Here is a 25,908-nt window from a genome sequence, read left to right on the forward strand (position 1 = left end):
GAAACACCCTCCGCGAAAAGGCCGTCGCAAGGGTGGCGGGGTGACGATGGCGGATGTCGCCGCTGCGGCCGGTGTCTCCATGCAGACCGTATCGCGGGCGCTGCGTTTTCCCGATACGGTGACGCCTGAAAACCGCAAGACAATCGATGATGCGATCCGCAAGACGCACTACGTTCACAATCTCGCGGCAAGCCATCTGGCGTCGCACAAGAGCAATACGGTCGCCGCCGTTATCCCGACGCTTTCGGCTTCGGTTTTCGCCGAGACCATCCAGCATTTCTCCGATGTGCTTCATCGGGAAGGTTACCAGATCTTCCTTGGAAATACCGACTACCAGTCGGATCGGGAAGAGGAGGTTATCCGCAGCCTGCTCGGCCGGCGGCCGGATGGCGTGTTTCTGATCGGGGCGCATCACACGCGCACGAGCATCGCGCTTTTGAAGCGTGCCGGCATTCCTGTGGTCGAAGGCTGGGATATGACGGACAAGCCGATAGACCGGCTCGTCGGCTTCTCCAATGCGGCGGCAATAGCCGAGATGGCCCGCCATCTTGCACGCTCCGGCAGAACCAACATTGTTTTCGCCGGCGTCCTGCGAAAAGGGGATAGTCGTGCCGCAGAACGTCGGGATGGTTTCTCCGAGGCCATGCAGGAGCTTTTCCCCGGCAAGACGCCACGCATCGTCATTTCGCGGGAACTTCCGCTGACCATGGCGTCGGGTGCCGATGTTCTGCGCAAGGCCCTTGCCCGGTATCCGGAGGCGGATGCGGTAATGTTTTCGTCCGACATCATCGCTTCGGGCGCATTGCAGGAAAGCATCCGCATCGGGCTGAAAGTCCCGGAACGGCTGGCAATCACCGGCTTCGGCGATTTCGAACTTGCGCGCCACCTGATCCCGTCCCTGACAACGGTGGCGGTACCCTCGGCCGAAATCGGCCGTGAAGCCGGGCGCCTGCTGCTTGAAGGCATGCGTGGCATCGAATCCGATGAGACGCTGATCGACATGGGCTTCAAGCTGATGATCCGCGATAGTGGCTGATCAGGCTTAAAAGTCCGGCCGATGCTCGAAATCCGTCAGGATTTCGCAGCCGGTCGCGGTTACCTGAAGCATATATTCCAGCCTTACGCCGCCGACATCCGGGTCGAGAGCGGTAGGTTCAACCATGATCACCATGTCCTCCTTCAGCGTTTCCCGCTCGTAAACGACGATGCGCGGCCATTCGTGGACGCCGGTGCCGATCGAATGGCCGGAATGATGCGCATAGCTGTAACCATTGCTGTTAATGACGGCTTGAAGCGCCGCGTCGAGGTCGCCGATGACCAGGCCGGGCCGGATCGTCTCGATTGCAAGGTCAAGCGCCGAGCGTGCGCTCGAAAAAAGCTTTTGGAAACCGTCCGAAGCTTGCCCGATCATGGCGGAGGCGCAACTATCGCCCCAATAGCCCGCCACACGCGGCGCAAGATCGCAGATCAGTGGGTCGCCAGCCTCGATGATGCGGTTGTCGGGCCAGCCCATGAACCGGGAGGTGCGCTCCCGCCCGGAGATCAGATCGCCGGTCACCGGTAGGCGCACGCCTGCACGGGTTTCCATCGCCAGCCGGATCGCCGCAAAAACCTCAAGCTCGCGCATGCCGGCACGGGTGCTGGCAAGAAATGCTTTCTGTCCGGTGGATGCTGTCAGGGCCGCTTCGCGCAACAGGCCGATTTCGGTTGCTGTCTTGATGGCCCGTTGCCGGCGAAATGCCGGTTCGATTGGAAGCGCGACGCTTCCGTCAAGCAGGCTGGCGATCGACGCGGGTAAAGCGTGTCGTTCGACGGCAATGCGTCCACCGACGCCGAAACGGGCGAGGAGCGCTTTCGCTTCCGTCAGGTAGTTCTCGAAGATGTCGGTCGGCTCCTGGTAGGAGAAGCCTGTGTAGGTGACGATGGTATCTGCCCAGCTTGCCGTCTCCATCTCAAGATTGGTGATGAGCAGGGCGGTTTCGCCGCTCGTGCCGACAATGCCGAGGCTGGGGCCACCTGCAAATGGGGAAGGCCCCGCCTCGATGCCGCAGACATGGCCCAGTGCATAGGCGATACCATCCGGGCTGGTGAAGAGGCCCCAGTCGGCTCCCGATTCCGTGATGGCAGCGATGGTCTTAGCGAGCCGTTCCTCCATTGATACCTCCTCAGATTAGGTTGCGAATATGCTGATCGCGGCCATAGGCAGCGACAAGAGCCAGGATCAGAAGACCAAGCGCCGACTGGACGAGGGCTTCGGAAAGGCCGAGGCCGATCAGCAGCGTGCGCAATTCCACCAGCACGATGGCGCCCGCAACTGTGCCGGGGAAACCGCCGCGTCCGCCAATCAGCGCCGTGCCGCCAATTACGACAGCCGAGACCGTTTGGAAGAGATAAGGCGTGCCGACGGTGGCGCTGGAGGAGCCGGTGAAACCGAGAAGTAGAATCCCGGCGAATGCCGCAAACACCGCACTGAGAGCGAAAGTCGTCATCCACATGGAGACGGGCCGTACAAGAGCGAGTTCGGCCGCCTTCAGATTGGAGCCCAGAGCATAGAGGCGACGGCCATACACCGTTCGCTGCAGCACGAAAAAGCAGCCGAGCGTCAGCATCAGCGTGAACGGGATGAGCCAGGGGAAAGGCAATGGCCCGATCGTGCCGCCTAGTGACACGAACTCGTTGACGAAGGGCGGAGCCGACCCGGTCGGCAAGCCGCGCGTCCACATCTGCACGCCGGCCTGAACCAAGGTGCCGACACCGAGCGTGACGATCAACGGATGGATTGACAAGGCGGCCGACAGACCGCCGGAGATGGCGCCGATGCAGGCGGCAACCACGATCACCATCAGCAACGCTACGAGAGCCGGCGTGCCGCTGCCGTAAAGGCTGGCGAAAACGACATTGGCAAAGCCGATGACGAAGGGGATCGACAGGTCGATACCGCCAAGGATCATGACCAGTGTTTGGCCGAGAGCGGCAATAGCGAGCAACGACGCCAGAATAAGCATGGCACGGACGGAAAACACGCTGCCGAAACCGGGAATGATCAGCGTGCCGAGGAGAAAAACCAGCACCACGCCAAGGAACGCGATCAGGGCGCGATTGGATGTCAGGGAGGTTTTCATCGGCTTTCCATCCAGATTTGGAACCGTGCCTTAAGTTTTTCGGAGTTAAGGCAGACGGCCAGCACGAGCACGATGCCGTAGGCTGCCTGCAGCACGAACGTGGAGACGTTGAACGATGTCAGCATGTTCTGCAGCAGGAAGATATCCGCTGCGCCGATAAACGCCGCCGCTAGTCCACCGATGCCGCCGGCAAGGCTGACGCCACCCAGAGCCGCAGCCGCGACGGCGATAAGCGTATAGCCCGGCCCGATATTGGGATCTCCCGAACCGATCAGTGCCGTGAGCGCCAAGGCCGCCATGCCGGCGATCAGGCCGCCGAAGACATATGAGAGGAAACGCACGGCCGGCACATTGACGCCGGCCGTATAGGCGGTGCGGTCGTCACTGCCCACGGCCATCAAAAGGTCATAGAGCGGCAGCCGCTTGAACAGGAGCCAGGCGACGATGATCAGGCTGACGGGAATAAAGGACAGCGGCCCTGCAAAATCCGCGAGCCACGAGGGCACGCTGCCGGAAGGCGAGGGCAGGATCGACAGGGCAAGACCACTGTAGATCAGATAGGTCGCCAGCGTCGCGACGATCGGCTGGATGCGCAGGACGGCCGCGAGAAATCCGTTGATCACGCCCGACGCAATCCCCAGCAGCAAGGCGGCAGGGATGATGACCCACGGCGAAGAAATGCCGGCATCGCCCATCAAAACCTTGATGATGATCACGTTGATGAGCCCCATCAAGGGGCCGACAGAAACATCGATCGAACCGCGCCCGGCCAGAAATGGCAAGGTGGTCGCCAGCGTCGCCAAGAGCAAAGGCGCCGCAAGCCCGAGGACCGTCAGCCAGTTGCCTGGCGAAAAGCGCACGGGATTGAGAACGGCGTTGATCACGATGAGGACGACGAACAGGATCGCCGCAAGCCGCGTTTCGTTTCTCGCCCAGAAAGCAGGTTTGCTTGAGGTCTTGGGGGCGGTACTCATGGATGGCCTCCTTCCTGCCCGAACATGGCTGCCATCACGCGGTCCATCGTCATTGATGTGCGATCGAGAACGCTGCTGCACTCGAAATCCCGAAAGATCGAAACGGTGTGGCAGAGCTGGAGGATTTCCTCGATCTCGCTCGACAGGATGACGAGCGCGATACCGTTTTCCGCAGCCAGCTTGCGAAATGCTTCGTAAAACTTGAGGCGCGTGTTGAGATCAACCCCTCGGGTGGGGTCGTTGAGCAGCATCACGCGGGGTTTCAGGGCAAGCAGCCGGGCAAGCAGGACCTTCTGCTGGTTGCCGCCGCTCAGCGCCGAGATCGAAGCATCTGCCGAGGGGTAACGGATCGACAGGAAGTCGGTGTAAGACGAAAGCTCCTGTTTCAGGCGTTTGCGATCGAGAATGCCCGCAAACGAGAACCGCGGCATGGACGGGATCGCGAAATTGTCGAGGACGGATAGCACCGGAAAGATGCCGGTGGCCCGCCGGTCGCGCGGCAGGTAGACAACGCCGTTGCGCGCAGCCTCGTAATGGTCTTTGTACCTGGCTGAACCTGCTGTGCCGCCTTCGACGGTGACAGAGCCATCGCGTGAGCGGCCGAGACCTGCCAAAGCCAGCAGGAACTGTTCCTGACCATGGCCTTCGAGGCCTGCAACGCCGGCGATCTCGCCTGCGCGGATAACGCCGGATAGCGGCTTTCTGCCGGCCGAGAGCACAAGATTGTCGTAGCGCAGAACGATGTTCTCATCCGACATGGAGTGCGGCCTCCGGAGCCATGAGTTTGAGGAGGCGCGGAGCAGTGATGTCGTCACGTTCGAGCGTCTCGATAACCTTTCCGCTGCGAAGGACCGTGACGCGGTTCGACAGGCGGCGGACCTCTTCGAGGCGATGGGAAATGAAGATGACGATGTTGCCGGCGCCGGCATAATCCTCGATGGCATCGAAGACGAGATCTCGGTCGGCGTAGTCGAGCGCCGCCGTTGCCTCATCGAGCAGCAGGATCGACGGCAGGCGCAAAAACGCACGCGCCAGCACGACGAGCTGCTGGCTCGCGAGCGGCAAGTCACCAGCGGCTGCGTAAAGCGGGATGGGGAAACGTGAAATCTGCGCCAGCAGGGCTTCGGCAAGGGCCGCGCGCTTCGCCTTCGGAATGCGCCAGATCAGAGGGCCATCATAGCCGAGAAAGATGTTTTCCAGCACGGTGCGGTGCGGTGCGATCAGCACCTCCTGGAACACTGTGGAAAGACCGAGATCGTGCATGTCGCGCGGGCTGTGGGGCGTGACCGGGCGATCGTTCAGCAACACGCTACCCTCGGTCTGCGTGACCACGCCGGATAGGATTTTCAGCATAGTGCTCTTGCCGGAGCCGTTTTCGCCGAGAATGGTGTGAATTCCCGGACGGAAATCGACGGAGGCATCGCTGAGAGCCAGTGTTTCGCCGTATCGCTTGGTCAGGCCAACGGTCTTCAGTCCGACCGGTTCTGTCCGCAGCGGAGGAAATGCGCCACTGTTGTCTATCACGACGCGGTGGATGCGCGACGGGCCAGCCGTCTTTTCACCCTGCGTCTTTGTCATCTCATGCATTCATGTCAGCCTTCTGGCGGGCGCATCGATCGATGAGCCGCTGCCGAAGATCGGCAGCGGTCGTTTCCGTTCGGGTTACTTGGTGCAGGACGCCGGAACCTTGGAGAAGTCATAAAGCGGAGTTGCTTCGCCGTTGGTGAAGTAGGCGTTCAACAGGTCTTCCTGGAACGGATCCTGCGGCGGGATTGGGAAGATCGCGGCGGAGTCCGGCTTCATGCAGTCCTTGTACCATGTCGGCAGATCGGCCTGCGTAATGGTCGGCATCGGAGCGATGATCGTGTTGACGATCGGCTTCTGGCCGCTGACGACGCGAAGAGCGACACGGAAGGCATTCTGTGCGGCGACGTGAGGCGAAACTTCGCCGCCGTAGAACTTGAACGCATCCTGGTTCTCGTGCCAGTAGCCCAGCGCATCGCCGGAGATGGAGGCTGCGATCAGCGGTAGAGGCCTGCCAGCCTGCTGGAACGCTTCGGCAATGAAGCGGGCTTCCGAGCCGGTTGACCATACGGCATCGATCTGCTGCGGCGTCGTGGCGAGCGCCTGCAGAACAGCCGATTTCGTCGTGGTGCCTGTCCATTCGCCGCTGACCTTGCGGGCGACCGTCAGGTGGCCGCTTTCGGCAACGGCCTTCTCCAGTCCGTCATTTTCCTGCTGGACCAGCGGATGGCCGGAGATGCCTTCGACCTGCAGGATGGTGCCGCCGTTGGGCAGTGCCTGCGCGATGCCCTTGCCCATCTGGTATCCCCAAAGGTTCTGGTTGTGCATCACGTTGATGGCGGTCGGGGTCGTGACCGCGCCGGCCGACGTGATGACCGGAATGCCGGCCTTGTAGGCATCCTCGATGACGGTATTGAGCGCTGTCGACGAGCCCGCGATGGTCGTGATGACCGAGCAACCCGTTTCGATAAACGAGCGGATCTGCGAGATCTGTTGCGTGGTATCGCCGTTGGAGTCTGAAACGATGAATTCCGAGACGTCGCCGGCTTCCTTGGCGCCGTTGACGAGACGGGCGAGTTCGTCGTTGAAGGTCACGCGCCACGGATTGCCCATGTAGGATTCCGAATGGCACCAGCGCCATGGCTTGGCCGGCGCCTTGAAGTCGGCAAACCGCGCGGGGCCGACATCGACGGCATCCGTATAAAGGGCGCGTGCATTCTCCGGCAGCGCCTGCAGCGCGTCGGAACGGGCGTCTGCATAGGCCGGAAACGCCGTAGATGAAAGCAGGGCAGCCGCAAGCAGGGTCAGGCCGGGGCCGGATTCAAGTCTGTTCATGGATTTTCTCCTCCGCGGCCTCCCGTGCCGCTCTGGTTTACCAGTGAATTTCCTATTCATCAGGATCGCGATGGTCAACGTAAAAGTTAGCGCTAACCCACAAATCACGTGAATCACGCCACAAGGCTTCATAGTGCCGCAATGCAGCAACAGAATAGTTAGCGCTCACTCTGGACAAATCGAATTTTGTCGATATGTTCGCGGCCAACGTGAACGGACATTCGAAGGACGATTTCTATGGGTATCTTGTCGGGTATCAGGGTGTTGGACTGCTCAATTGCCATGGCCGGCCCCTTTGCAGCCCAAAGGCTCGGGGATCTCGGCGCAGACGTGATTAAGGTCGAGCCGACAACCGGAGAATGGCAGCGCCATGTCGCGGCCGGCGGTGCAACAGGCAATCGCGTGAACGTCTCCTTCCTCTCGCTGAACCGGAACAAGCGCTCACTTGCCGTCGATCTGAAATCCGAGGCCGGCAAGCAAGTCCTGCTCGATCTGGTGACATCGGCCGACGTCTTCCTGCAGAATTACCGTCCCGGCGTCGCAAAGCGTCTTGGCGTCGATTACGAAAGCCTCTCAAAGATCAACCCGCGTCTGATCTACGTGTCCATGTCCGGTTACGGCGAGGATGGTCCGTATGTAAACCGTCCGGGACAGGATCTCGTGCTGCAGGGCCTGTCCGGCGCGATGCTGTCGGCGGGACGCGAGGGTGAGGCGCCAACGGCTGCGGGCCAGTACCTGGTTGATGCGATCACGGCATACACCGCCTTCGAAGGCGCGCTTGCCGCCCTGTTCCACCGTGAGCGTACCGGCGAAGGACAGCTCGTGCAGGTCAACATGCTGGATGCGATCACCACGATCCAGATGCAGGAACTCTCGGTCTTCACGGTCGGCAAGAAGCTGCAGCAGCGCTCTGCCGAGCCGCATGCCCATGTCTACATCCGCGCGCCTTACGGGGCATTCGCGACCAGCAACGGCTTCATCATCGTCGCGTTCCCGAAGCTGAAGACGCTCGGCGAGGTCATCGGCGAAGACAGCTTCCTGACGATGGACGACGAGATCGATACCTGGAAGCGGCGCGATGAAATCTTCGCCAAGACCCGCGACAGGCTGAAGGTCAAGACATCGGCCGAATGGCTTGAATTGCTGCGGGCAGCCGATATCTGGTGCGGCCCGGTCTATGGTTACGCCGACCTCGTTGAAGACGAGCAGGTGAGACACAACGGCACCTTCGTCGAATACGAGCATCCGACGGAAGGCAAGGTGAAGACGCCAGGTTTCCCGATCAAGTTCTCAAAGACGCCTTCCACCGTCGAGCGCGGTGCGCCTGTCACTGGCCAGCACACGGAAGAGGTGTTGCGGGAGGCCGGTTACGACGAAGCGACGATTTCATCGCTGATCGCAGCCGGCGCCATCGCCAAGGGAAGCCTCTGATCATGACGACGATCAAGGCACTGACCTGGGACCACCCGCGCGGCTACACCGCGCTTGCCGCCGCTGCAAGGCGCGAGGATGTAATCGCCGCCGGTCTGGATATCCAGTGGGACAAGCAGCCGCTCGAAGGTTTCGAATCCCATCCGATCGCCGATCTTTGTGCCCGCTACGACCTCGTCGTGCTCGACCATCCGCATGTCGGCGAAGCCGTCGGCGGCGATTGCCTGCGCTCGCTCGAAAGCGTTTTCGGCGAGGATGTCTTGCAGGCGCTCAGTGCCGACAGCATCGGGCCGTCGCTGTCGAGCTATCGGTACGCCGGACAACATTGGGCGCTTCCGCTCGATGCCGCGACCCAGGTTATGGCGCTGCGCGCCGATCATGTTGAGGGTGGCGCACCGGAAACCTGGGATGCCGTACTCCATCTTTCGCGCCAGACCGGCAAGGTGGCGCTGTCGCTGGCCGGGCCGCATGCGGCGCTGAGCTTCCTGTCGATCGCCGCCGCTTTCGGCGAGCCACCGGCCGAGGCCGATCCGGACGTGCTGGTTTCCGCAGACACGGGCCGGGCTGTCTATGCGCTCATGGCCGAGCTTGCGTCCCATAGCCCTCGCTCGGTCCTTGCCAAAAATCCGATCGGTATTCTCGGGCATATGGCGCAGGAGAGCGATGTCGTTCTTTGCCCGCTCGTCTACGGGTACGTGAATTATGCGGCGCCGGTGGAAGGACAGGCCATCACGTTTGCAAATGCGCCGCGCCGCATCGCAGGCGGCCGTCCGGGCTCGACGCTCGGCGGAACCGGCATCGGCATCTCCAGGCGTTGCGAGCCGACGCCGGAACTGAAGGCGCATCTGCTCTGGCTGATGGGCCGAGAAGCGCAGATCGGGTTCATTCCCGCCCATGAGGGGCAGCCGTCACGCCGCGAAGCGTGGCACGATGTCGGCGTGAATGCCCGCTGGGGCAGCTTTTACGAAAACACCGCCGTCACCCTGGAGCAGGCGTATGTGCGGCCGCGCCATGATGGCTACATCGCCTTTCAAAGCAAGGCGTCGGCGCTTTTACGTGAGGCGTTCGAAACCCGGGTCGATGCGTCCGGTGTGCTGAACGGCCTGCAGGACCTCTATCAAGCCCACCGTCGGGTCGGCGAAGGGCGATAGGAGAAGATCATGACGGAAGAGATCACATTCGAGGTGGATGGCGCGATCGCGACGATCACCTTGAACCGCCCGGCCAAGCTTAATGCTGTGACGCCGGAGATGGCGGATGCCATCGTCGCGGCAGTCAAGGAATGTAACGACAGCGACACGATCCGCTGCGTCATTCTGACGGGAGCAGGGGAGCGCGCGTTTTGCGCCGGCTCCGATATCCGCGAACTCGATACCTATGAGACGCCGTGGCAATTTCGCAATCGGCCGGACTATTGCGACGCTTTTCATGCGTTGCTGAAGCCGACGATCGCCGCCGTGAACGGCTACGCATTTGGCGGAGGCCTTGAAGCGGCCATGGCCTGCGATATCCGCATCGCCTCTGAAAACGCGCAGTTCGCGGCCCCGGAGATCAAGCTCGGCTGGATCGGCGGCGGCGGCATGGCGGCGGGGCTTGCCCACTCTATCGGCATGTCAAATGCCGCGATGATGATCATGACCGGGGATCCGATCTCAGCCCAGAAGGCGCTGCAGTGGGGCCTCGTCAGCGAAGTCGTGGGGATTGAGGAGCTTCTGCCGCGCGCCCGTGCCATCGCCGAGACGATTGCCGCTCGGGCGCCTATCGCAGCGGAAACAGCCAAGCTCAATCTTAAAGCCGCCGTCTCGATGCCGCATGACAAAGCCGTCGAATACGAACGGGATCTCCAGACGATATGCTTTGCGACCGCGGATGCGAGGGAGGGTCGTCAGGCCTTCAAGGAAAAGCGTCCACCAGTCTTCCTTCGACGTTAAGCGTGAGCATGACCGCGAGGATCGACCTGTTGGTACGCTCAACCGCGAAGACATGACCCAAGACAAGATATTGATACTGGCTTTCAGGGAGAATTGATGAAGATGAGCGGAATTTCGAGTTTTGAGACGGGGACTTTCGTCGGACGCGTATGGTCTGCGGAGGCAAAGGGCCCGGTCGTAGTTACGATCCGCGATGGCCGTGTCTATGACATTACCTCCCAGGAAAACGCGACGATGCGTGATCTGCTCGAGCGCGAAAATCCCGCATTCTTTGTACGCGGCATGAAAGGTGCGGATATTGGTTCGCTCGAAGAGATGCTGGCCATCCGCGAAGCAGACCTTTTCCAATCGCATCTTCTTGCTCCCATCGATCTTCAGGCGATCAAGGCTTGTGGCGTTACTTTCGCCCGGTCGATGATCGAGCGCGTGATCGAAGAGCGCGCCGCTGGAAGTCCGGAGCGGGCTGCGGAAATCCGGGGAAAGGTCTCGCAGATCATTGGTGCGAGCCTTCGCGATCTGAAAGCGGGTTCCGAAGCTGCCCAGAAGGTCAAGGCAGCCCTGATCGAGGAAGGATTGTGGTCGCAGTACCTTGAAGTCGGTATCGGCCCGGACGCTGAGGTCTTCACCAAGTCGCAGGTGATGTCGTCGGTCGGCGTCGGGGCTGCAGTCGGGCTTCACCCTATTTCTAAATGGAACAATCCCGAGCCGGAGATCGTACTTGCGGTTGACAGCCAAGGCCAGGTAAAGGGCGCGACGCTCGGCAACGATGTTAATCTTCGCGACGTGGAAGGACGCTCTGCGCTTCTACTGGGCAAAGCCAAGGACAACAATGCGTCCTGCTCGATCGGCCCCTTCATACGTCTGTTCGACGACACGTATTCGATCAATGACGTTCGTAATGCAGAACTCGACCTCGTCGTCGAGGGCGAGGATGGGTTCGTGCTGCGTGGCAAGAGCTCGATGAAGGAAATCAGCCGCGATCCTCTCGATCTGGTGGCGCAGACGCGTGGCCGGCATCATCAATATCCGGATGGCTTCGTGCTTTTCCTGGGCACGCTTTTCGCCCCGGTTGAAGACCGCAATGCTCTTGGGCAGGGGTTTACGCATAACGTGGGCGACGTGGTGACGATCTCGAACAGCCAGTTAGGTGCTCTCGTCAATCGGGTCAAACTTTCCACCGAATGCCCGCCGTGGATTTTTGGAGCATCACATCTGATGCGAAACTTGGCGGTTCGTCGGTTGATTTAAATTTTCCGATGCAGCGATGGTTGGAAATGAGCGGGGGTAGCTCTGCCGCAGTGAAGTATTCGGGCGCGAATACCCAGTAGAGTTCCATAATTCTGTTATGTCGACCGTTTAACGATGTTAACGCTTTACCCGTTTTCGGAAGCAGGGGTCGAGAGTTCGTATCCCTTCACACCAGGATTTTTGTCAATTGTTCATTCGAGTGGCATCGAATTTCTCCTTCGTAGGCAGATCCACGGTCTGAGCCCATAGCAATTACCGGCCCGGTTCTCGGGCCTATACAACCTCACATCCGGTCGCCGCTCTCACGCGGCTGCACCATTATCCCGCTTTCGACCGGCACGGGCTCAGGAGAACGGGACCAAACTCAAGGTCGGCGTTGAAAGCCAAAAGGATTCCCGGTCCGTTCACCTGGATCCGTCAGGGCTGATCAGGCCCTGGGGATTAGAAACTGTGTTTCGCAGCAGTTTGTCTTTCAGGCGGTTTTCATGATTGCACCTTCGATGACGCCGCCGGAGCTCACATACTTCCAGAGGGCCACGAGCAGTTTACGCGCGAGCGCAACGATCATCGGCGTCTTTAAGCGGCCGGCGTTCCGCGCGATGCGTTCCTTAAACCATAGCGTTAAAGTCGATCTCGGTTGGTGGCGCAGCCATAGCCAGGCGAGTTCGACCATCGTTGCCCGCAATCGCGGATTTCCCGCTTTCGAGACCCCTTGTTCGCGATTGACCTTGCCGCTTTGCCAAGGGGACGGCGCAAGGCCCGCATAGGATGCGATTTTGCCGCCGATTGTCGAAGTGTCGGAACAAGCCTTCCGTGTAAAGTATCGTAGCGAACTCTGGCCCTATTCCTTTGATGCCTAAAAGCGCGGTCGCCTCTTTCGGCGTTTCCGGCGTCTCCTGAACGATCAAGGCATCTCGCTCGGCTTCAACAGCCTTGATTTGTGTGAGCAACAATTCGAGGCGATCGAGTTCTCTGCAGATTTCCCCTTTCAAATGCTTTGAGAGTGGCCGACCAACGCCAGTCCGTCGCTGGTCGCAGAGCGGGCGGTATCGCCAGCAAGCCGTTTCTTGCCTGCTTCGAGGAATTCCTTCGACCAGCTATAATACAGGCTCTCGCCAATCCCTTCACGGCGGCAGATCGCAGCAATGCTGTCCTCGCCACGCAGACCGTCCAGCACGATGCGGATTTTGTCCTCAGCCGAATGGTGCTTGCGGGTGGCGCGGCGGATGTCTTTGATAACCTGTTCGGCCGCCGGTTTCTGCGGCCCGGATTTTTGTCTCATCTTCGCTTCTTTTGCGTGAGCTACGATGAGCCGAAAATCCTCTCTTCTCAATTAAACCAATTCTGTCTCATGGGCGCTGATGTCGGACAGTGGATAGCCACAGCAAGCCAGATTGCCGTGGACCCAAAGTCCGGAAAGGTTTTCTCGAAAACCGCTTGACAATCGTCCAATATAGCGATCAATTCCTGTTTACCGGATGCGATGTACGACATACCGGACTATTGGCTGGGAGGCCTACCTTAACAGTTTTATTTTTGCTTTGGGCACCAGTGGCTCAGGCGGAGCCGTGTGTTGTGAACTCACATAGGTAATCAGGACCATCGGCTCGATACAAGTTCAAATCAAAAAGGGGAACTTAAATGAGTGACAAGTTGACGACGACCCGCAGAACCGCGCTGAAACTGTTCGGCACAGGTGCGGCCGTTCTTGCAATGCCTTCGATTATTCGCCCGCGCCCAGCGTGGGCTGAAAACGGTGTCCTCAACGTCACAACTTACGACAAGTTCTTGCCCCAGGAATTCCTTGAAAAGTTCCAGAAGGACACCGGGATCGAAGTCAGAATCCGTCTGACCGACGACCAGGGAAAGCAGTATAATCTGCTAACGGCCGAAGGTGCCAACCCTTCAACCGACATGGTGACGGTCGCCGGTCATCGCTATTCTCAGTTCATCAGTTCGAAGCTGCTCCAGCCGCTCGACACCGGCAAGATTGCGAACTGGAAAAATCTCAACACCGCTTATCAGGATGCTCCCTGGGCGCGCATCGACGGTAATCTCTGGGGCTTGCCCATCTTGGCTGGTTATGAGGGGCTTGCCCGTAATGTCGACTATGTCAAGGAAGCGCCGAGCTGGGAGATCATGTTTGATCCGCAGTACAAGGGCCAGACCTCCTATATCGTCAGCGATTTCATGACGATTGCCATGCAGTATCTCGGCCATGACGGCGACTTCGTCACCTATGCCGACAAGCCGGAAATCGCCCAGAAGGCTACCAACGAAGCACGCGACCTGCTGATCAAGCACAAGGATATGGTCCGTAAGTACTATGATGCCGGTTCCGAAGTGCAGCAGATGTTTATCAACGAGGACATCTATCTCGCGCACTCCTGGTCGGGCCCGGCTGCCAAGCTCATCATGGACGGCCATCCGATTCAGTTGTCGGTGCCGAAGGAAGGTACGTTCGGCTTCTGCTACACGCTCAACGTCGTCAACAACGCGCCAAATGCCGAGAACGCCTACAAACTGCTCGACGCAATCCTGGCCAGCCCGGAAGTCGGTGCAGCCATGACCCGCCAGTCGGGCTACAGCTCGACGATGAACGGCGTTGCTGACTTGCTCAACGACCGTGAAAAACTCGCTTCGACGTTGCCTCAGGAAGAAGTCGACCGCATCATCTTCTTCTCATCGATCAACCGCGACATGAAGAACGAGATGATCGACCGCGCGACTGCAGAGGTCAAGGCGGCCTAACGAGGCCAAGCCTGCATAAGCCTTCACCTGCTCCGGAGCATTCGATGATCGCCGGGCAGGTGGCGGCCAAGGGCCTGCAAGCCTAACAACGCGCAATGACTGACCGCCGGTTATAAGGCGGCACCAGTTGGGCTGCGCCAACCGAGATTTTTTGATGGTGAATAGCAACACGATAGCCGGGGATGCGGCAGGGCGCAGTGCGTCCATACCCAAATACTCGACCGGCATAGCGCGGATCGTCAATTCCGCAATCTACCGGCACACGCTGGGAGCCGCAGTCGAGTCGCCGATCGGCCGCGTCATCCTTTTGGCCGGCGTGCCGCTGATCTGGCTGGTCATGCTGCATATCGGCCCGATTTATCAGATGCTGAAGATCAGTCTTCTGTCCCACTATCCGGCCCAGCCGGGCGTGGAATCGCATTTCACCTTCGACAACTATGCGATCTTTTTCAGGGAGTCGCTCTACTTTACGCCCCTGATCAAGAGCTTCATCTTTGCAACGGCCGCAACCGCCGCCACTTTGGTCGTGGTCTATCCGGTCGCCTACTATGTCGCCAAGATCGTCAAGCCGGAAGGCCGTTCCAAAGCGCTGCTGCTGCTCTTGGTGCCCTTCTGGGCTGGAGAGTTGATCCGCACATTTTCGGTGATCATGCTTTTGGCCAATCGCGGTGCCGTCAACGTGCTGTTGCGCGAAATCGGGCTGATCGACCGGCCAATTCCGATGCTCTACACTTCCTTTTCACTCGGTTTCGGGCTGGTTTACCTCATCTGCCTGTATATGCTTCTGCCGCTTTATTCGGCCATCGAGAAGATCCCGGGCCAGTATCTCGATGCTGCTGCTGACCTCGGCGCCGGACCGTTCACGCGCTTCCGCAGGATCATCCTGCCGCTGTCCAAGGACGGTATCGTATCCGGATGCTCGCTGGTGTTCCTGACCTGCATCGGCGTCTTTGCAACCCCAATGCTGCTCGGTGGCCCCAACACCGTGATGTTCCCCGAAACGATCAGCGGCTTTTTTCATGGCGCGAGCGACAAATGGCCGGTGGGTGCAGCCTTCGCTTTGATCATGCTGGTGACCGCTCTGATCGCGGCCGGTATCTTCATGCGCCTCGTCGGCGGCAAGAAAGGGAGTGCGATCTGATGCGCAACATGGTTTCCGACGCTCCGCGCACAACGCTGACCGCGTTCTACTGGGCCTTTATCCTCTATCTGCTGCTGCCGCTCACGCTGATGATGGCGATGAGCTTCAAGGACGCCAATTTCGTCGCCTTCCCGATCGGCGACTGGACGCTCGACTGGTACGCCAAGGTCATGCAGGATAAGCAGTTCCTGGAGGCGTGCCTCTATTCGATCATGATCGCTGCTGCCTCTACGCTCGCAGCGACGACGCTCGGCACCTGGATCGCCATGCTGATCGTCGCGGATGGCATACGCGGCCGGACGATCATCTTCGCGCTTGCCTGCCTTCCTGCCGTCGTGCCGGGGATGATTTCAGCGATTTCGCTGCGCATCTTCATCTCGACCATCGACATGCCGACGGGAACGGCAGCCATCATCCTGGGCCACACTGTCCACGCGGTACCGTTCGTGGTGGTGATGGCACTGACACGCCTTCGCTCCATGCCGCGCAACCTCGTCGATGCGGCGCGCGATCTTGGTGCTGACGGTGTCGTTGCCTTCTTCCGTGTCACGCTTCCCTATCTGGGACCCGCGCTGTTTGGCGGCATGATCTTCTGTGTCCTGCTGTCGATCGACGATTTTGTCCGCACCTTCTTCCTGGGCGGATACCGCCCGACGCTGCCCATGCTGATCTTTGCCAAGGTGCAAGGCGGCATGTCTCCTGAAATCAACGCAATGGCGACGATTGTCCTGGTGGTTACGGCCGCTGTCGGATTGTACGCCGAATTTATCACCCGCCGTGCGAGGACCCGCTGATGGAACCCGTCGTCCAATTCGACAATGTCAACAAGAGCTACGGCAAGCATGTCGCCGTCGATAACCTGAACCTGAGCATCGAGGCCGGCAAGTTCGTCACACTGCTCGGGCCGTCCGGTTGCGGAAAATCCACCTCCCTTCGCATGCTTGGCGGCTTCGAGACGCCAACGTCCGGCCGCATCATGCTGAGCGGCAAGGACGTGACGCGGGTTCCGCCCAACAAGCGCAACGTCAACATCGTTTTCCAGGACTACGCGCTGTTTCCCCATATGAGCATTGCCAAGAACATTGCCTTCGGACTTGAGCTGAAAGGCTTCGACAACCAGCGCATTCATCGCCGGGTGTCGGAGCTGCTGGAACTCGTGCAGCTTCAGGATTATGCCGCACGTCTGCCGGCCGAACTGTCCGGTGGCCAGCGCCAGCGCGTAGCGTTGATGCGCGCGCTTGCGCCAGATCCGGACGTGCTTCTGCTTGACGAGCCGCTTTCGGCGCTCGATGCCAAGCTGCGCCAGCAGATGCAGATCGAACTCAAGGCGATCCAGGAGAAAACCGGCAAGACCTTCATGTTCGTGACCCACGACCAGGAAGAAGCACTGACCATGTCCGATACGATCGTGGTGATGAACAAGGGCCGTATCGAGCAGATGGGCGACCCCAACACGCTTTACGGGCGGCCCGGCTCCGTCTTCGTTGCCAATTTCATCGGCGAAACCAACCTGTTGCGCAGCACGGTGATCAGCTCGGAGGGTGACGTTGCCGCTCTGAACTGGAATGGGATCACCATTACCGCTAATCCCGGCGGGCTCGCGCCCCGGCATGGCGAGCACCTCTACGTCGTTCTGCGTCCCGAGGCGATCCATTGCTCGGCTGCGGAGCCGGTCAGCGGGAACCGCGTCAAGGGCAAGATTCGCCAGCGCGTCTTCAAGGGCAACCATACTTCGCTGATGGTCGAAGTCGGAGGCGGAGCGATGCTCAACACGCTCGTACACCCGAGCGACGTTGCCCAGTTGGGCGGCGAAGACATCTGGCTCGGCTGGAAGCCCGAAACCACGACGGTCATTCCAGACCGGCATGCCCACAATTGATAAAAAGCCGCGCCCCGCATCCATTGGAATGTTGGGCAGAGACCAGCAGGGCAGTCAATGCGAACCACACGTTCCATCGACCGGCGGAGATGAACCATGGCCTATAACGTACACACACCGCTCCAATCCACGGCGGCGAGCCTGCCGGAGCTGGAACAGCGCGTGCGCGACGATCTTGCCTGCCTGTGCTATCCGCCGGCAAACTGGGTGGTACCGACGGTGGCGGACGGCAGGGAGAAGGTGCACGATGTCGTCGTTATCGGCGGCGGCATGTGCGGTCTGGTCGCCAGCTTTGCACTGATCGGTGCTGGTATTCAGAACATCCGTATCTTCGACCGCAATCCACAAGGCCGTGAGGGGCCGTGGCTGACCTATGCCCGCATGGAAACCTTACGTTCGCCCAAGCAACTGACCGGGCCGGCCTATGGCATGGCGTCGCTGACCTTCCGCGCCTGGTTCATTGCCCAGTTCGACAACGAGACGTGGGCAACCCTCGACAAAATCCCGCGCACGATGTGGATGGAATATCTATGCTGGTACCGCAAGGTGCTCGACCTGCCGGTCGAGAACGGCGTCGAAGTCAAGACGATCCTGCCCGAAGGGCCGTTGATGCGGTTGACGCTGGTGGGCGAGGGCGTTCGTGAAAAATCGGTGCTCGCCCGCAAGGTGGTCATGGCAACCGGCCGCGACGGAATGGGCCACCCGAACATTCCCGGTTTCGTCGAAGGACTGCCGCAGAAATATTGGGCGCACTCGTCGCATGAGATCGATTTTGCCGCCCTGCGCGGCAAGCGAGTCGCGGTTGTCGGCGTCGGCGCGTCGGCAGTCGACAATGCCGCCGAGGCCCTGGAGGCAGGGGCGGCAGAAGTTCGCCATCTGGTCCGCCGCAAGGAAATGCCCTGCATCAACAAGCTGATGGGCATCGGCTCGTTCGGATTTACCGCTGCCTTTCCCCAGCTTGGCGACGCCAGGCGCTGGCAGATCATGAACTATTCGCTGCGCACGCAGACGCCCGCACCCCGTGGCTCGACGCTGCGCGTCAGCCGGCACCCCAATGCCTATTTCCATTTTGACGCGGCGGTCGAAAAGACGAGAATCGACGGTGATGAGATCGTCATTCAGACATCGCAGGGCAAGCCTGTGCACGCCGACTTCCTCATCCTTGGCACCGGTTTCGGCGTCGATCCGCTGGCGCGCAAGGAACTCGACGGTTACGCCGACAAGATCCGGTTGTGGCAGGACTGCTTCACGCCGCCGGCCGGCCAAGAGAATGCCGATCTGGGCAGATTCCCCTATCTCGCCAATGACTTCACCTTCCTTGAACGCGAGCCGGGGCAGGCGCCGTGGCTTGCCAATATTCACAGCTTCAACTCGGGCGCCACGGCAAGCCTTGGCAAGGTCAGTGGCGACATTCCCGGCATCAGCGAAGGCGCGGCATGGCTGGCACAGGAGATTGCCGCGAAACTCTATACCGAGAATTTTGACCAGTATTGGCAGCGGCTGCTCGACTACGACACACCCGAACTCCGCGGTGACGAGTGGACAGCATCGCCCTTGCCCGACAACACGCAGACGGCCGCCCGCAAGCAGGCATAAGAGGACGATAGCATGGCTGAAAACGAGGATGTGATTGCCGCGATCGCCGGCATTGAACCCGGCAGCGCGTTCGCCGAAGTCGTGGCGGGGAGGGCCGACATCATGGCGCTGACCCAGCAAACCCACGACGGCGCTTTGACACCGGAAAATCCTGGCGGCCTATCGCATGCAGAGCGCGCGGCACTCGCCTGGCGCATAGCAAAGATCAACGATCACAAGGGTTTCGAAGACCATTTCGAAGCGATGCTGGAGAAGGCCGGCGTGCCGGACAATGCCGCCCGCCTCGCCGACATCTGGTTCGACGGTGGCAGCGACCTTCGAACGAAGGCGCTTATCCGGCATGTCGATCTGGTCGCACACGCGCCCAAGGAGGCGACGCGCCGTGACATCGAGTTGCTGCAGGAAGCCGGGATTGCCGACGCAGACATCGTGCGACTATCGGAACTTGTTGCGTTCGTCAGTTATCAGATCAGGGTCGCCGCCGGTCTGCAATTGATGCGGGAGCTTGCATGAGCAACATTGTCCACGACTTTACCACCGACATCCCGGTCTGGAAGCCCTATGTGGCCCCGCTTGACCTTGCCGAGGCGAGTGCCGAGCAACTTGAGGCGCTGAAGATCACGCCGTCAAATACCAAGGTTTCGGACTATGTTCTTGTGCTTGCGCATGACGTCGAAACCCTGAAACACCGATCGCCGCTGTTCAACGCGGTGATGTACAACCGCGGTGGCCTGTCGCGCGCCGAGCGTGAAATCGGAGCGGTGGGTGCGTCCATCGTCAACCGCTGCATCTACTGTGCCGCCGTTCATGCCAGCCGCTACAATCAGCTGACCAAGGATGAGGACGTCATCGCGGCGATCTTTTCCGATGGCGCCGATGCTGAGATCGATCCACGCCTGAAGGCGATCCTGACATTCGCGGTCAAGCTTTCCAAATGCCCTTCCGATGCAAACACTGCCGATATGGCAGCACTCGTGGAGGCCGGTCTGGGCAAGGACGAGATCCTCGATCTCATTCTGTCCACATCGCTATTCGGCTGGGCCAACCGGCTCATGCATACACTTGGCGAGCCGATCACAGAGTGATTGGCCGCAACGCTTACGGGCTCGGAGAAGGGGGACAAAACATGCTTTCGATCAATCCGCCCGAAATCGGGCCACGCTTGCAGGCCTATCGAAAAGAACTCAATCTGACGCTCGCGGAACTTGCCGCAATGTCCGGTGTGTCGCGTTCGATGCTGTCGGAAATCGAACGGGGCAATGCCAATCCGACCTATGGAACGCTCTGGCACCTGACGCGCGCGCTCAAGATCGATCTCAACAGTTTGATCGGCGGCGCCAGCGAGGAGCGGGGCGGCGGCTCGATTATCGACCTGCAACCGGGGAACCTGACGCCGACCATTCGCAGCGCCGACGGCAGCTGCACGCTGCAGATCCTGTCACCAGCCAATATGGTTTCGCTGATCGAATGGTATCTCCTGAGCTTTGAACCAGAAGGGGAGCTAGCAAGTGACCCGCACGGAGCAGGTACTATCGAGCATTTGCACTGCACCAAAGGCGAGATCCTGGTCAGAAGTGCCGGCAGCACAATGACGGTGCGGGCGGGCGAGACGGCACGCTATGCCGCCGACGTGCCCCATTCGCTGAAGAGCGTTGGCCCGGTCGGGGCCGGAGCCTTCCTGGTGGTTGCATCCGGCGATGTCGTGCCGGGCGCACAACGGACGTCGATACGTCCAAAATGATGGCCGGGTTGTGCCGGTTCAATAGATTGACGAGAAAAGGAAATTGTAAATGCGGGTAGGTATTGTTGGTGCGGGTTCGATCGCTTATGGAACCGCTGCTCTTGTTGAGCAGCAAGGGCACAAGGTGACCTTGTGGTCGCCATCCGGCGAACGCACCAAGGCGTTGGCTGCTGGCGAAGCACTCGTTGCCGATGGGGCAATCAAGGGCACGTTCCATCCGGCCGTTGCAGCGAGCGCTGCAAAACTCGTCGCTGGCGCAGACGTGCTCGTCGTTGCGCTTCCGGCCTATGGCCACAAGACCGTTCTCGACGCGATCGCACCGTATGTTGCGTCACAGCAGACCGTTGTCTTCAGTTCTCATGCTTCGTTTGGTGCGCTGTATCTTTCACGCCTGCTCGCCGCGCGAGGCGTCGTCGCCACGATTGTTGCCTGGGGCACCACCGCTGTGACCGGAAGACAGCAGGGCCCGACATCGGTCAATGTGAATACAGTCCGCAAACAGGTTGACCTTGCAACAGTGCCTGCCGCGCGCAGTGCCGCCGGTCTCGCTGTTTGCAAGGAGCTGTTCGGCGATCGTTTCCTCGATCGCGGTAGCCTGATGGCGATCGCGCTTTCCAACCTCAACCCACAAAACCACATGGGGATCGCGCTCGGCAACATGACCCGCATGGAGCGGGGCGAAAGCTGGAGCCAGGGCCAGAACGTCACGCCGAACGTTGGACGTCTTCTTGAGGATCTTGACCAGGAACGGATCGCCATTGCCACCAAGCTCGGTCTTGATGTGCGCAATATCTTCCAGCATTTCCATCTTTCGTTCCATGTGCCGATCAGCTCGATCTCCCGGATGAACCAGGAAATGCACGAAGCCGGCAATGGCGGTAGCGGTCCGGCCACGGCCGACAGCCGATATGTGACCGAAGATGTCCCGTTCGGACTAGTTATGACGGCGAAGATCGGCCGCCTCGCTGGTTATCCTGCGGAGCTACATGAAGCCGGTGTACGGATTTTCTCGGCCATGTATGGCCGCGACTTCACCGCCGAGAACGACCTTCTCTCCGCTCTGGAGCTGGATGCGATGTCGTTGGAGGAACTGAAGGACCTCTGCCATAACGGGTTTCCCGCTGCTGCGGCCTGATCGTTATCGGATCCTTTGCTCTTGCGTCAGGTGGACTGCCGAACGCTGACCAATCCGAAGGAGGGGAGGGCGGTATCAAGCCCTCCTCATGGTTCTCCAACAAGGTTTTCCAAAACGCTGTTGCGCGAAAAGCGTCACCGGCTCAAGCGAGGTTGCATTTGCAATGACAAGCGCATTTTTGTCCCATCTCTCCACGGAGCTTTCCGGTTTGAAGTCATTGGGGCTTTACAAGTCGGAGCGTGTGATCGTGTCCAAGCAGGCTGGCGAGATCGAGGTTGCGTCCGGTGCGAAAGTTTTGAACTTTTGCGCCAACAATTATCTCGGGCTTGCCGACAATGCCGAGCTGATTGCGGCTGGCAAGCAGGCGCTCGATCGTTACGGCTACGGCATGGCCTCGGTGCGTTTCATCTGCGGCACCCAGGAAGAGCACAAGCAGCTTGAGGCGCGGATTTCCTCGTTCCTCGGACTGGAGGACACGATCCTTTATTCCTCCTGCTTCGATGCCAATGGCGGTCTGTTCGAGACGCTGCTTTCCGAGGAAGACGCGATCATTTCCGATGCGCTCAACCACGCTTCGATTATTGATGGCGTGCGGCTGTCGAAGGCCAAACGCTTCCGCTATGCCAACAACGATATGTCGGCGCTTGAAGAAGAGTTGAAGAAAGCCGAGGGTGCGCGTTTCAAGCTGATCGCTACCGACGGCGTCTTCTCGATGGATGGCATCATCGCCAACCTGCAAGGGGTCTGCGATCTCGCCGACAAATATGGCGCCATGGTCATGGTCGATGACAGCCACGCCGTCGGTTTCGTTGGCAAACATGGCCGCGGCTCGGCCGAATATTGCGGCGTCGAGGGAAGGGTGGATATCATCACCGGCACGCTCGGCAAGGCGCTTGGCGGCGCCTCCGGTGGCTATACGTCGGCAAGACGTGAAGTGGTGGAATGGCTGCGCCAGCGCTCGCGGCCCTATCTATTCTCCAACACGCTGGCGCCGGTCATTGCGGCTGCCTCGCTAAAAGTGTTCGACCTGATCGACAATGGCGACGGGCTGCGGTCGCGGCTTGAAGCCAATGCGACGCTGTTCCGCAGCGAAATGGGCAAGCTGGGCTTCACGCTCGCCGGTGAGGGTCATCCAATCATCCCGGTGATGCTCGGCGATGCGTCGCTGGCACAGGCTTTTGCTGCCAAGATGCTGGAAAAGGGCGTCTATGTCGTCGGTTTTTCCTTCCCCGTCGTGCCGAAAGGCCAGGCCCGCATCCGCACCCAGATGTCGGCGGCGCATAGCGAGGCGGATGTGCGCCGCGCGATCGCGGTGTTCGAAGAGGTCGGCAAAGAGCTGGGCGTGATCTGATCATTGCAGGGCTGCCCCTCATCCGCCCTGGGGCACCTTCTCCCCGCAAACGGGGAGCAGGGAGAGGCGGCAGCCTCCGTCGTCCCCTCTCCCTGCTTGCGGGGAGAGGGCTAGGGTGAGGGGCGGCGCGTAGCGCTTTAATTATTTGAGGACATGAAACATGACAAACATGATGAAGGCGCTCGTCAAATCCAAAGCTGAAACCGGCCTGTGGATGGAGCATGTGCCGGTGCCGGAACCCGGTCCCAATGACGTGCTGATCAAGGTGAAGAAATCGGCGATCTGCGGCACGGACGTGCATATCTGGAACTGGGACCAGTGGGCACAGAAGACCATTCCCGTGCCGATGGTCGTCGGTCACGAATTCGTCGGCGTGATTGCGCAGATCGGATCGGCCGTCACCAAATACCATGTCGGCGAGCGGGTATCGGGCGAGGGGCATATCGTCTGCGGCAAATGCCGCAACTGCCGCGCCGGCCGGGGGCATCTGTGCCACTACACCAAAGGTGTGGGCGTCAACCGGCCGGGATCCTTCGGCGAATATGTTTGCATTCCGGAATACAACGTCGTCGCCATTCCCGACGATGTGCCCGATGAGGTGGCGGCGATCTTCGACCCGTTCGGCAATGCCGTGCACACCGCGCTCTCCTTCGATCTGGTGGGCGAGGATGTGCTTGTCACTGGCGCCGGTCCGATCGGCATCATGGGCGCGATGGTCGCGAAACGCTCCGGCGCACGAAAGGTCGTCATCACGGATATCAATCCCATTCGCCTCGATCTCGCACGGAAAGTCGGCATCGACTATGTCGTCGATGCGTCGAAGGAAAACCTCGCCGATGTGATGAAGCGCATTGGCATGACCGAAGGTTTCGACGTCGGGCTGGAAATGTCCGGAGCCCCGCCGGCCTTCCGTTCGATGATCGACACGATGAACAATGGCGGCAAGATCGCCATTCTCGGCATCGCGCCGGCCGGCTTCGAGATCGACTGGAACAAGGTGATCTTCAAGATGCTCAATCTCAAGGGCATCTACGGCCGCGAAATGTTCGAGACCTGGTACAAGATGATTGCCTTCGTGCAAGGCGGCCTCGACCTGTCGCCGATCATTACCCACCGCATCGGCATCGATGATTTCCGTGAGGGCTTCGAAGCGATGCGCTCCGGCAATTCCGGAAAGGTTGTCATGGACTGGTAGGGGCGGGTGAGGGCATACGGACAAGGTTAATTGGGAACAAGCCGGGCGGCGGGGAGATCGGAATGCCAACTCATTCTTGCGAGAAGTCTTCCCCGCCGAGGAGCTTTGAATGATGAACATCGCGCAATCTGCAGACCCGCAGGAAAACTGGAACCGCCGGATGTTAACCTTGGCGCTTCCCATCATTCTTGCCAACCTGGCTCAACCGATCCTGTCATTGGTCGATACGATGGTGGCAGGGCATCTGCCGGGTTCGTCCTATCTCGGCGGCGTCGCGCTCGCCGGTGTGCTGTTCAATTTCCTGTTCTGGAGTTTCAGCTTCCTGCGGATGGCGACAACCGGCCTGGTTTCGCAGGCCTGGGGTGCCAACGATAGCGCTCTCATGCGCCTGCATCTGCTCAGAGCGCTTCTCATTGCCGCCGCCGGCGGTGCAGGGATCATTATCCTGCAAAAGCCGATCATCGAGATTGGTTTGGGGTTCCTAGGCGGCAGCGCGGCCGTCTATGAAAGCGCTTCGGCTTACGCTTTCGCCCGAATCTGGTCAGCCCCCGCCGCCCTTGGGAATTTTGTTCTGCTTGGCTATCTCCTGGGGCGCCAGCGGGTGATGGTTTCACTCGGCTTGCAGATCGCGCTGAATTTGATCAATCTCGCCGCGACACTGACGCTGGTCTTCGTTTTCGAGTGGGGGGTCGCCGGCATCGGCGCAGGTACGGCGCTGGCGGAATGGGCTGCTTTCATCGCGGGGCTTGTAATCGTCAAGCCTTTTGGCGCGCGCCCGGCGCTGGCGTTGCGGGATTTGCTGGATAGGCTTGCATTTCAACGATTAATCGCAGTCAACCGCGACATATTCCTGCGCAGCCTGTTCTTGCTGATCTGCTTCGGCTGGTTTGCTCGCAGCGGTGCCGCAGAAGGCGATGCCATTCTGGCCGCCAACGCCGTCCTTCTCAATCTCCATGGCATCACTTCGTACGGGCTGGACGGATTTGCCCATGCCACCGAAACCCTCGTCGGTTCCGTCATTGGCGCACGGCGCAGAGACGCCCTTGCCCGCGTAATCAAGGCCGCCTTCCTGTGGTCGGGTCTGGTCGCGCTGTTATTTTCGCTTTGTTATGCGTTCGCGGGTCCGTCGATCATAGCACTTCTGACCAACCAGGAAGATGTGCGCACGTCCGCCGTCACGTTCCTTCCCTATCTGGTCGTATTGCCGGTGGTCTCGGTGACAAGCTACATGCTCGACGGCGTCTTCATCGGTGCAATGCGCACAAGGGAATTGCGCAACAGCATGTTCATCTCGACCGTCATCTTCCTTGTGACAGCCTATGTGCTGCAGCAAATCTGGGGCAATCATGGATTGTGGGCCGCGATGATGGTCCTGATGCTTGCCCGCGCCGTGACGCTAGGGCTCGGCCTGAAGCATAGGGATTTTGTTGACGCGCAAAATTTCTAGGAGACCTGTGTACGGGACGCATCTCGCGTTGATTTTATGTGATCTTTTCGACTTCTGGGGTAAAGGGCGCGGAGATATCAGCGTCGACAACCTAAATGCTCATCCCA

The 25,908-nt window shown here is 59.9% G+C and carries 23 protein-coding genes and 2 pseudogenes; 17 read left to right on the forward strand and 8 right to left on the reverse strand.

Annotation, left to right across the window (positions count from 1 at the left end; genetic code table 11):
* The first annotated feature begins 46 nt into the window (after positions 1-46).
* Positions 47-1,036, forward strand: coding sequence for a LacI family DNA-binding transcriptional regulator (locus ASD36_RS08105; RefSeq protein WP_112834712.1), 990 nt, complete (start codon positions 47-49; stop codon positions 1,034-1,036).
* 6 nt (positions 1,037-1,042) lie between these two features.
* Here ASD36_RS08105 and ASD36_RS08110 read toward each other — a convergent pair whose 3' ends face one another.
* The 6 genes from ASD36_RS08110 to ASD36_RS08135 all read right to left on the reverse strand — a co-directional run bounded on the left by ASD36_RS08110 (position 1,043) and on the right by ASD36_RS08135 (position 6,955).
* Entirely contained in the window at positions 1,043-2,155 is a 1,113-nt protein-coding gene (locus tag ASD36_RS08110) for a Xaa-Pro peptidase family protein (RefSeq protein ID WP_060509782.1), read from the reverse strand.
* A 10-nt stretch (positions 2,156-2,165) separates the two neighbouring features.
* Positions 2,166-3,122, reverse strand: a complete 957-nt coding sequence (locus tag ASD36_RS08115; RefSeq protein ID WP_060509784.1) for an ABC transporter permease — start codon at positions 3,120-3,122, stop codon at positions 2,166-2,168.
* On the reverse strand, positions 3,119-4,096 hold the full coding sequence (locus ASD36_RS08120) for an ABC transporter permease (protein WP_082562708.1): 978 nt from the start codon (positions 4,094-4,096) through the stop codon (positions 3,119-3,121). The genes ASD36_RS08115 and ASD36_RS08120 overlap by 4 nt, the downstream gene beginning before the upstream one ends.
* The gene (locus tag ASD36_RS08125) at positions 4,093-4,854 is read right to left on the reverse strand and encodes an ATP-binding cassette domain-containing protein (protein ID WP_060509786.1); all 762 of its coding nucleotides are present in this window, start codon (positions 4,852-4,854) and stop codon (positions 4,093-4,095) included. Before ASD36_RS08125 ends, ASD36_RS08120 begins: the two co-directional genes overlap by 4 nt.
* Positions 4,844-5,674, reverse strand: coding sequence for an ATP-binding cassette domain-containing protein (locus ASD36_RS08130; protein ID WP_082562714.1), 831 nt, complete (start codon positions 5,672-5,674; stop codon positions 4,844-4,846). Before ASD36_RS08130 ends, ASD36_RS08125 begins: the two co-directional genes overlap by 11 nt.
* An 84-nt stretch (positions 5,675-5,758) precedes the next feature.
* Positions 5,759-6,955 (reverse strand): substrate-binding domain-containing protein, encoded by a 1,197-nt coding sequence (locus ASD36_RS08135; RefSeq protein WP_060509788.1) that lies wholly within the window; start codon positions 6,953-6,955, stop codon positions 5,759-5,761.
* 237 nt (positions 6,956-7,192) lie between these two features.
* Here ASD36_RS08135 and ASD36_RS08140 point away from each other — a divergent pair, with 237 nt between their 5' ends.
* From ASD36_RS08140 to ASD36_RS08155, 4 genes are all read left to right on the forward strand, one after another.
* Entirely contained in the window at positions 7,193-8,386 is a 1,194-nt protein-coding gene (locus ASD36_RS08140; RefSeq protein ID WP_060509790.1) for a CoA transferase, read from the forward strand.
* A gap of 2 nt (positions 8,387-8,388) precedes the next feature.
* On the forward strand, positions 8,389-9,537 hold the full coding sequence (locus ASD36_RS08145; RefSeq protein ID WP_060509792.1) for a hypothetical protein: 1,149 nt from the start codon (positions 8,389-8,391) through the stop codon (positions 9,535-9,537).
* 9 nt (positions 9,538-9,546) lie between these two features.
* Positions 9,547-10,317 carry an enoyl-CoA hydratase/isomerase family protein gene (locus ASD36_RS08150; RefSeq protein WP_060509793.1) on the forward strand — a complete coding sequence of 257 codons (771 nt, stop codon included), beginning with the start codon at positions 9,547-9,549 and terminating at the stop codon, positions 10,315-10,317.
* Positions 10,318-10,419: 102 nt separating this feature from the next.
* Positions 10,420-11,565, forward strand: coding sequence for a fumarylacetoacetate hydrolase family protein (locus tag ASD36_RS08155; RefSeq protein WP_060509936.1), 1,146 nt, complete (start codon positions 10,420-10,422; stop codon positions 11,563-11,565).
* A 472-nt stretch (positions 11,566-12,037) separates the two neighbouring features.
* Here the strand turns inward: ASD36_RS08155 and ASD36_RS29815 are convergent.
* Together ASD36_RS29815 and ASD36_RS08165 are read right to left on the reverse strand one after the other, a co-directional pair.
* Positions 12,038-12,599 (reverse strand): annotated as a pseudogene (locus ASD36_RS29815) (transposase); the annotation flags it as partial.
* Positions 12,590-12,847, reverse strand: a pseudogene (locus tag ASD36_RS08165) (transposase); the annotation flags it as partial. The pseudogenes ASD36_RS08165 and ASD36_RS29815, both read right to left, overlap by 10 nt.
* A gap of 359 nt (positions 12,848-13,206) precedes the next feature.
* On the opposite strand from ASD36_RS08165, the gene ASD36_RS08170 reads away from it, so the two are divergent.
* From ASD36_RS08170 to ASD36_RS08225, 12 genes are all read left to right on the forward strand, one after another.
* Entirely contained in the window at positions 13,207-14,316 is a 1,110-nt protein-coding gene (locus ASD36_RS08170) for an extracellular solute-binding protein (protein WP_060509797.1), read from the forward strand.
* Positions 14,317-14,470: 154 nt separating this feature from the next.
* Positions 14,471-15,457 (forward strand): ABC transporter permease, encoded by a 987-nt coding sequence (locus tag ASD36_RS08175; protein WP_060509799.1) that lies wholly within the window; start codon positions 14,471-14,473, stop codon positions 15,455-15,457.
* Positions 15,457-16,251 carry an ABC transporter permease gene (locus tag ASD36_RS08180; protein WP_060509801.1) on the forward strand — a complete coding sequence of 265 codons (795 nt, stop codon included), beginning with the start codon at positions 15,457-15,459 and terminating at the stop codon, positions 16,249-16,251. Before ASD36_RS08175 ends, ASD36_RS08180 begins: the two co-directional genes overlap by 1 nt.
* On the forward strand, positions 16,251-17,336 hold the full coding sequence (locus ASD36_RS08185) for an ABC transporter ATP-binding protein (RefSeq protein WP_060506815.1): 1,086 nt from the start codon (positions 16,251-16,253) through the stop codon (positions 17,334-17,336). The genes ASD36_RS08180 and ASD36_RS08185 overlap by 1 nt, the downstream gene beginning before the upstream one ends.
* A gap of 96 nt (positions 17,337-17,432) precedes the next feature.
* Positions 17,433-18,932 (forward strand): NAD(P)/FAD-dependent oxidoreductase, encoded by a 1,500-nt coding sequence (locus tag ASD36_RS08190; RefSeq protein WP_060509803.1) that lies wholly within the window; start codon positions 17,433-17,435, stop codon positions 18,930-18,932.
* 12 nt (positions 18,933-18,944) lie between these two features.
* Complete coding sequence (locus tag ASD36_RS08195; RefSeq protein WP_060509805.1) at positions 18,945-19,445, forward strand: hypothetical protein; 501 nt, start codon at positions 18,945-18,947, stop codon at positions 19,443-19,445.
* A complete protein-coding gene (locus tag ASD36_RS08200) occupies positions 19,442-20,017 on the forward strand; it encodes a peroxidase-related enzyme (RefSeq protein WP_060509807.1) in 576 nt (191 codons plus the stop codon). The genes ASD36_RS08195 and ASD36_RS08200 overlap by 4 nt, the downstream gene beginning before the upstream one ends.
* A gap of 41 nt (positions 20,018-20,058) precedes the next feature.
* Positions 20,059-20,673, forward strand: a complete 615-nt coding sequence (locus tag ASD36_RS08205) for an XRE family transcriptional regulator (RefSeq protein ID WP_082512331.1) — start codon at positions 20,059-20,061, stop codon at positions 20,671-20,673.
* A gap of 49 nt (positions 20,674-20,722) precedes the next feature.
* On the forward strand, positions 20,723-21,808 hold the full coding sequence (locus ASD36_RS08210; protein WP_060509809.1) for an NAD/NADP octopine/nopaline dehydrogenase family protein: 1,086 nt from the start codon (positions 20,723-20,725) through the stop codon (positions 21,806-21,808).
* A 163-nt stretch (positions 21,809-21,971) separates the two neighbouring features.
* Positions 21,972-23,159, forward strand: a complete 1,188-nt coding sequence (locus ASD36_RS08215; protein ID WP_060641721.1) for a glycine C-acetyltransferase — start codon at positions 21,972-21,974, stop codon at positions 23,157-23,159.
* A gap of 160 nt (positions 23,160-23,319) precedes the next feature.
* Positions 23,320-24,354: an L-threonine 3-dehydrogenase gene (gene tdh / locus ASD36_RS08220; RefSeq protein WP_060641720.1), complete on the forward strand. Its 1,035-nt coding sequence runs from the start codon at positions 23,320-23,322 to the stop codon at positions 24,352-24,354.
* 109 nt (positions 24,355-24,463) lie between these two features.
* Positions 24,464-25,801 (forward strand): MATE family efflux transporter, encoded by a 1,338-nt coding sequence (locus ASD36_RS08225; protein WP_060509811.1) that lies wholly within the window; start codon positions 24,464-24,466, stop codon positions 25,799-25,801.
* Positions 25,802-25,908 lie beyond the last annotated feature (107 nt).

This window comes from Rhizobium sp. Root1334, from assembly GCF_001426665.1.
In the GTDB taxonomy this organism is placed as follows: Bacteria; Pseudomonadota; Alphaproteobacteria; order Rhizobiales; family Rhizobiaceae; genus Pararhizobium.

Coding starts and splice junctions, on each gene's coding strand:
- ASD36_RS08105 (WP_112834712.1), top strand. CDS start 47: ATGGCGGATGTCGCCGCTGCGGCCGGTGTCTCCATGCAGACCGTATCG.
- ASD36_RS08110 (WP_060509782.1), bottom strand. CDS start 2,155: ATGGAGGAACGGCTCGCTAAGACCATCGCTGCCATCACGGAATCGGGA.
- ASD36_RS08115 (WP_060509784.1), bottom strand. CDS start 3,122: ATGAAAACCTCCCTGACATCCAATCGCGCCCTGATCGCGTTCCTTGGC.
- ASD36_RS08120 (WP_082562708.1), bottom strand. CDS start 4,096: ATGAGTACCGCCCCCAAGACCTCAAGCAAACCTGCTTTCTGGGCGAGA.
- ASD36_RS08125 (WP_060509786.1), bottom strand. CDS start 4,854: ATGTCGGATGAGAACATCGTTCTGCGCTACGACAATCTTGTGCTCTCG.
- ASD36_RS08130 (WP_082562714.1), bottom strand. CDS start 5,674: ATGACAAAGACGCAGGGTGAAAAGACGGCTGGCCCGTCGCGCATCCAC.
- ASD36_RS08135 (WP_060509788.1), bottom strand. CDS start 6,955: ATGAACAGACTTGAATCCGGCCCCGGCCTGACCCTGCTTGCGGCTGCC.
- ASD36_RS08140 (WP_060509790.1), top strand. CDS start 7,193: ATGGGTATCTTGTCGGGTATCAGGGTGTTGGACTGCTCAATTGCCATG.
- ASD36_RS08145 (WP_060509792.1), top strand. CDS start 8,389: ATGACGACGATCAAGGCACTGACCTGGGACCACCCGCGCGGCTACACC.
- ASD36_RS08150 (WP_060509793.1), top strand. CDS start 9,547: ATGACGGAAGAGATCACATTCGAGGTGGATGGCGCGATCGCGACGATC.
- ASD36_RS08155 (WP_060509936.1), top strand. CDS start 10,420: ATGAGCGGAATTTCGAGTTTTGAGACGGGGACTTTCGTCGGACGCGTA.
- ASD36_RS08170 (WP_060509797.1), top strand. CDS start 13,207: ATGAGTGACAAGTTGACGACGACCCGCAGAACCGCGCTGAAACTGTTC.
- ASD36_RS08175 (WP_060509799.1), top strand. CDS start 14,471: ATGGTGAATAGCAACACGATAGCCGGGGATGCGGCAGGGCGCAGTGCG.
- ASD36_RS08180 (WP_060509801.1), top strand. CDS start 15,457: ATGCGCAACATGGTTTCCGACGCTCCGCGCACAACGCTGACCGCGTTC.
- ASD36_RS08185 (WP_060506815.1), top strand. CDS start 16,251: ATGGAACCCGTCGTCCAATTCGACAATGTCAACAAGAGCTACGGCAAG.
- ASD36_RS08190 (WP_060509803.1), top strand. CDS start 17,433: ATGGCCTATAACGTACACACACCGCTCCAATCCACGGCGGCGAGCCTG.
- ASD36_RS08195 (WP_060509805.1), top strand. CDS start 18,945: ATGGCTGAAAACGAGGATGTGATTGCCGCGATCGCCGGCATTGAACCC.
- ASD36_RS08200 (WP_060509807.1), top strand. CDS start 19,442: ATGAGCAACATTGTCCACGACTTTACCACCGACATCCCGGTCTGGAAG.
- ASD36_RS08205 (WP_082512331.1), top strand. CDS start 20,059: ATGCTTTCGATCAATCCGCCCGAAATCGGGCCACGCTTGCAGGCCTAT.
- ASD36_RS08210 (WP_060509809.1), top strand. CDS start 20,723: ATGCGGGTAGGTATTGTTGGTGCGGGTTCGATCGCTTATGGAACCGCT.
- ASD36_RS08215 (WP_060641721.1), top strand. CDS start 21,972: ATGACAAGCGCATTTTTGTCCCATCTCTCCACGGAGCTTTCCGGTTTG.
- tdh (WP_060641720.1), top strand. CDS start 23,320: ATGACAAACATGATGAAGGCGCTCGTCAAATCCAAAGCTGAAACCGGC.
- ASD36_RS08225 (WP_060509811.1), top strand. CDS start 24,464: ATGATGAACATCGCGCAATCTGCAGACCCGCAGGAAAACTGGAACCGC.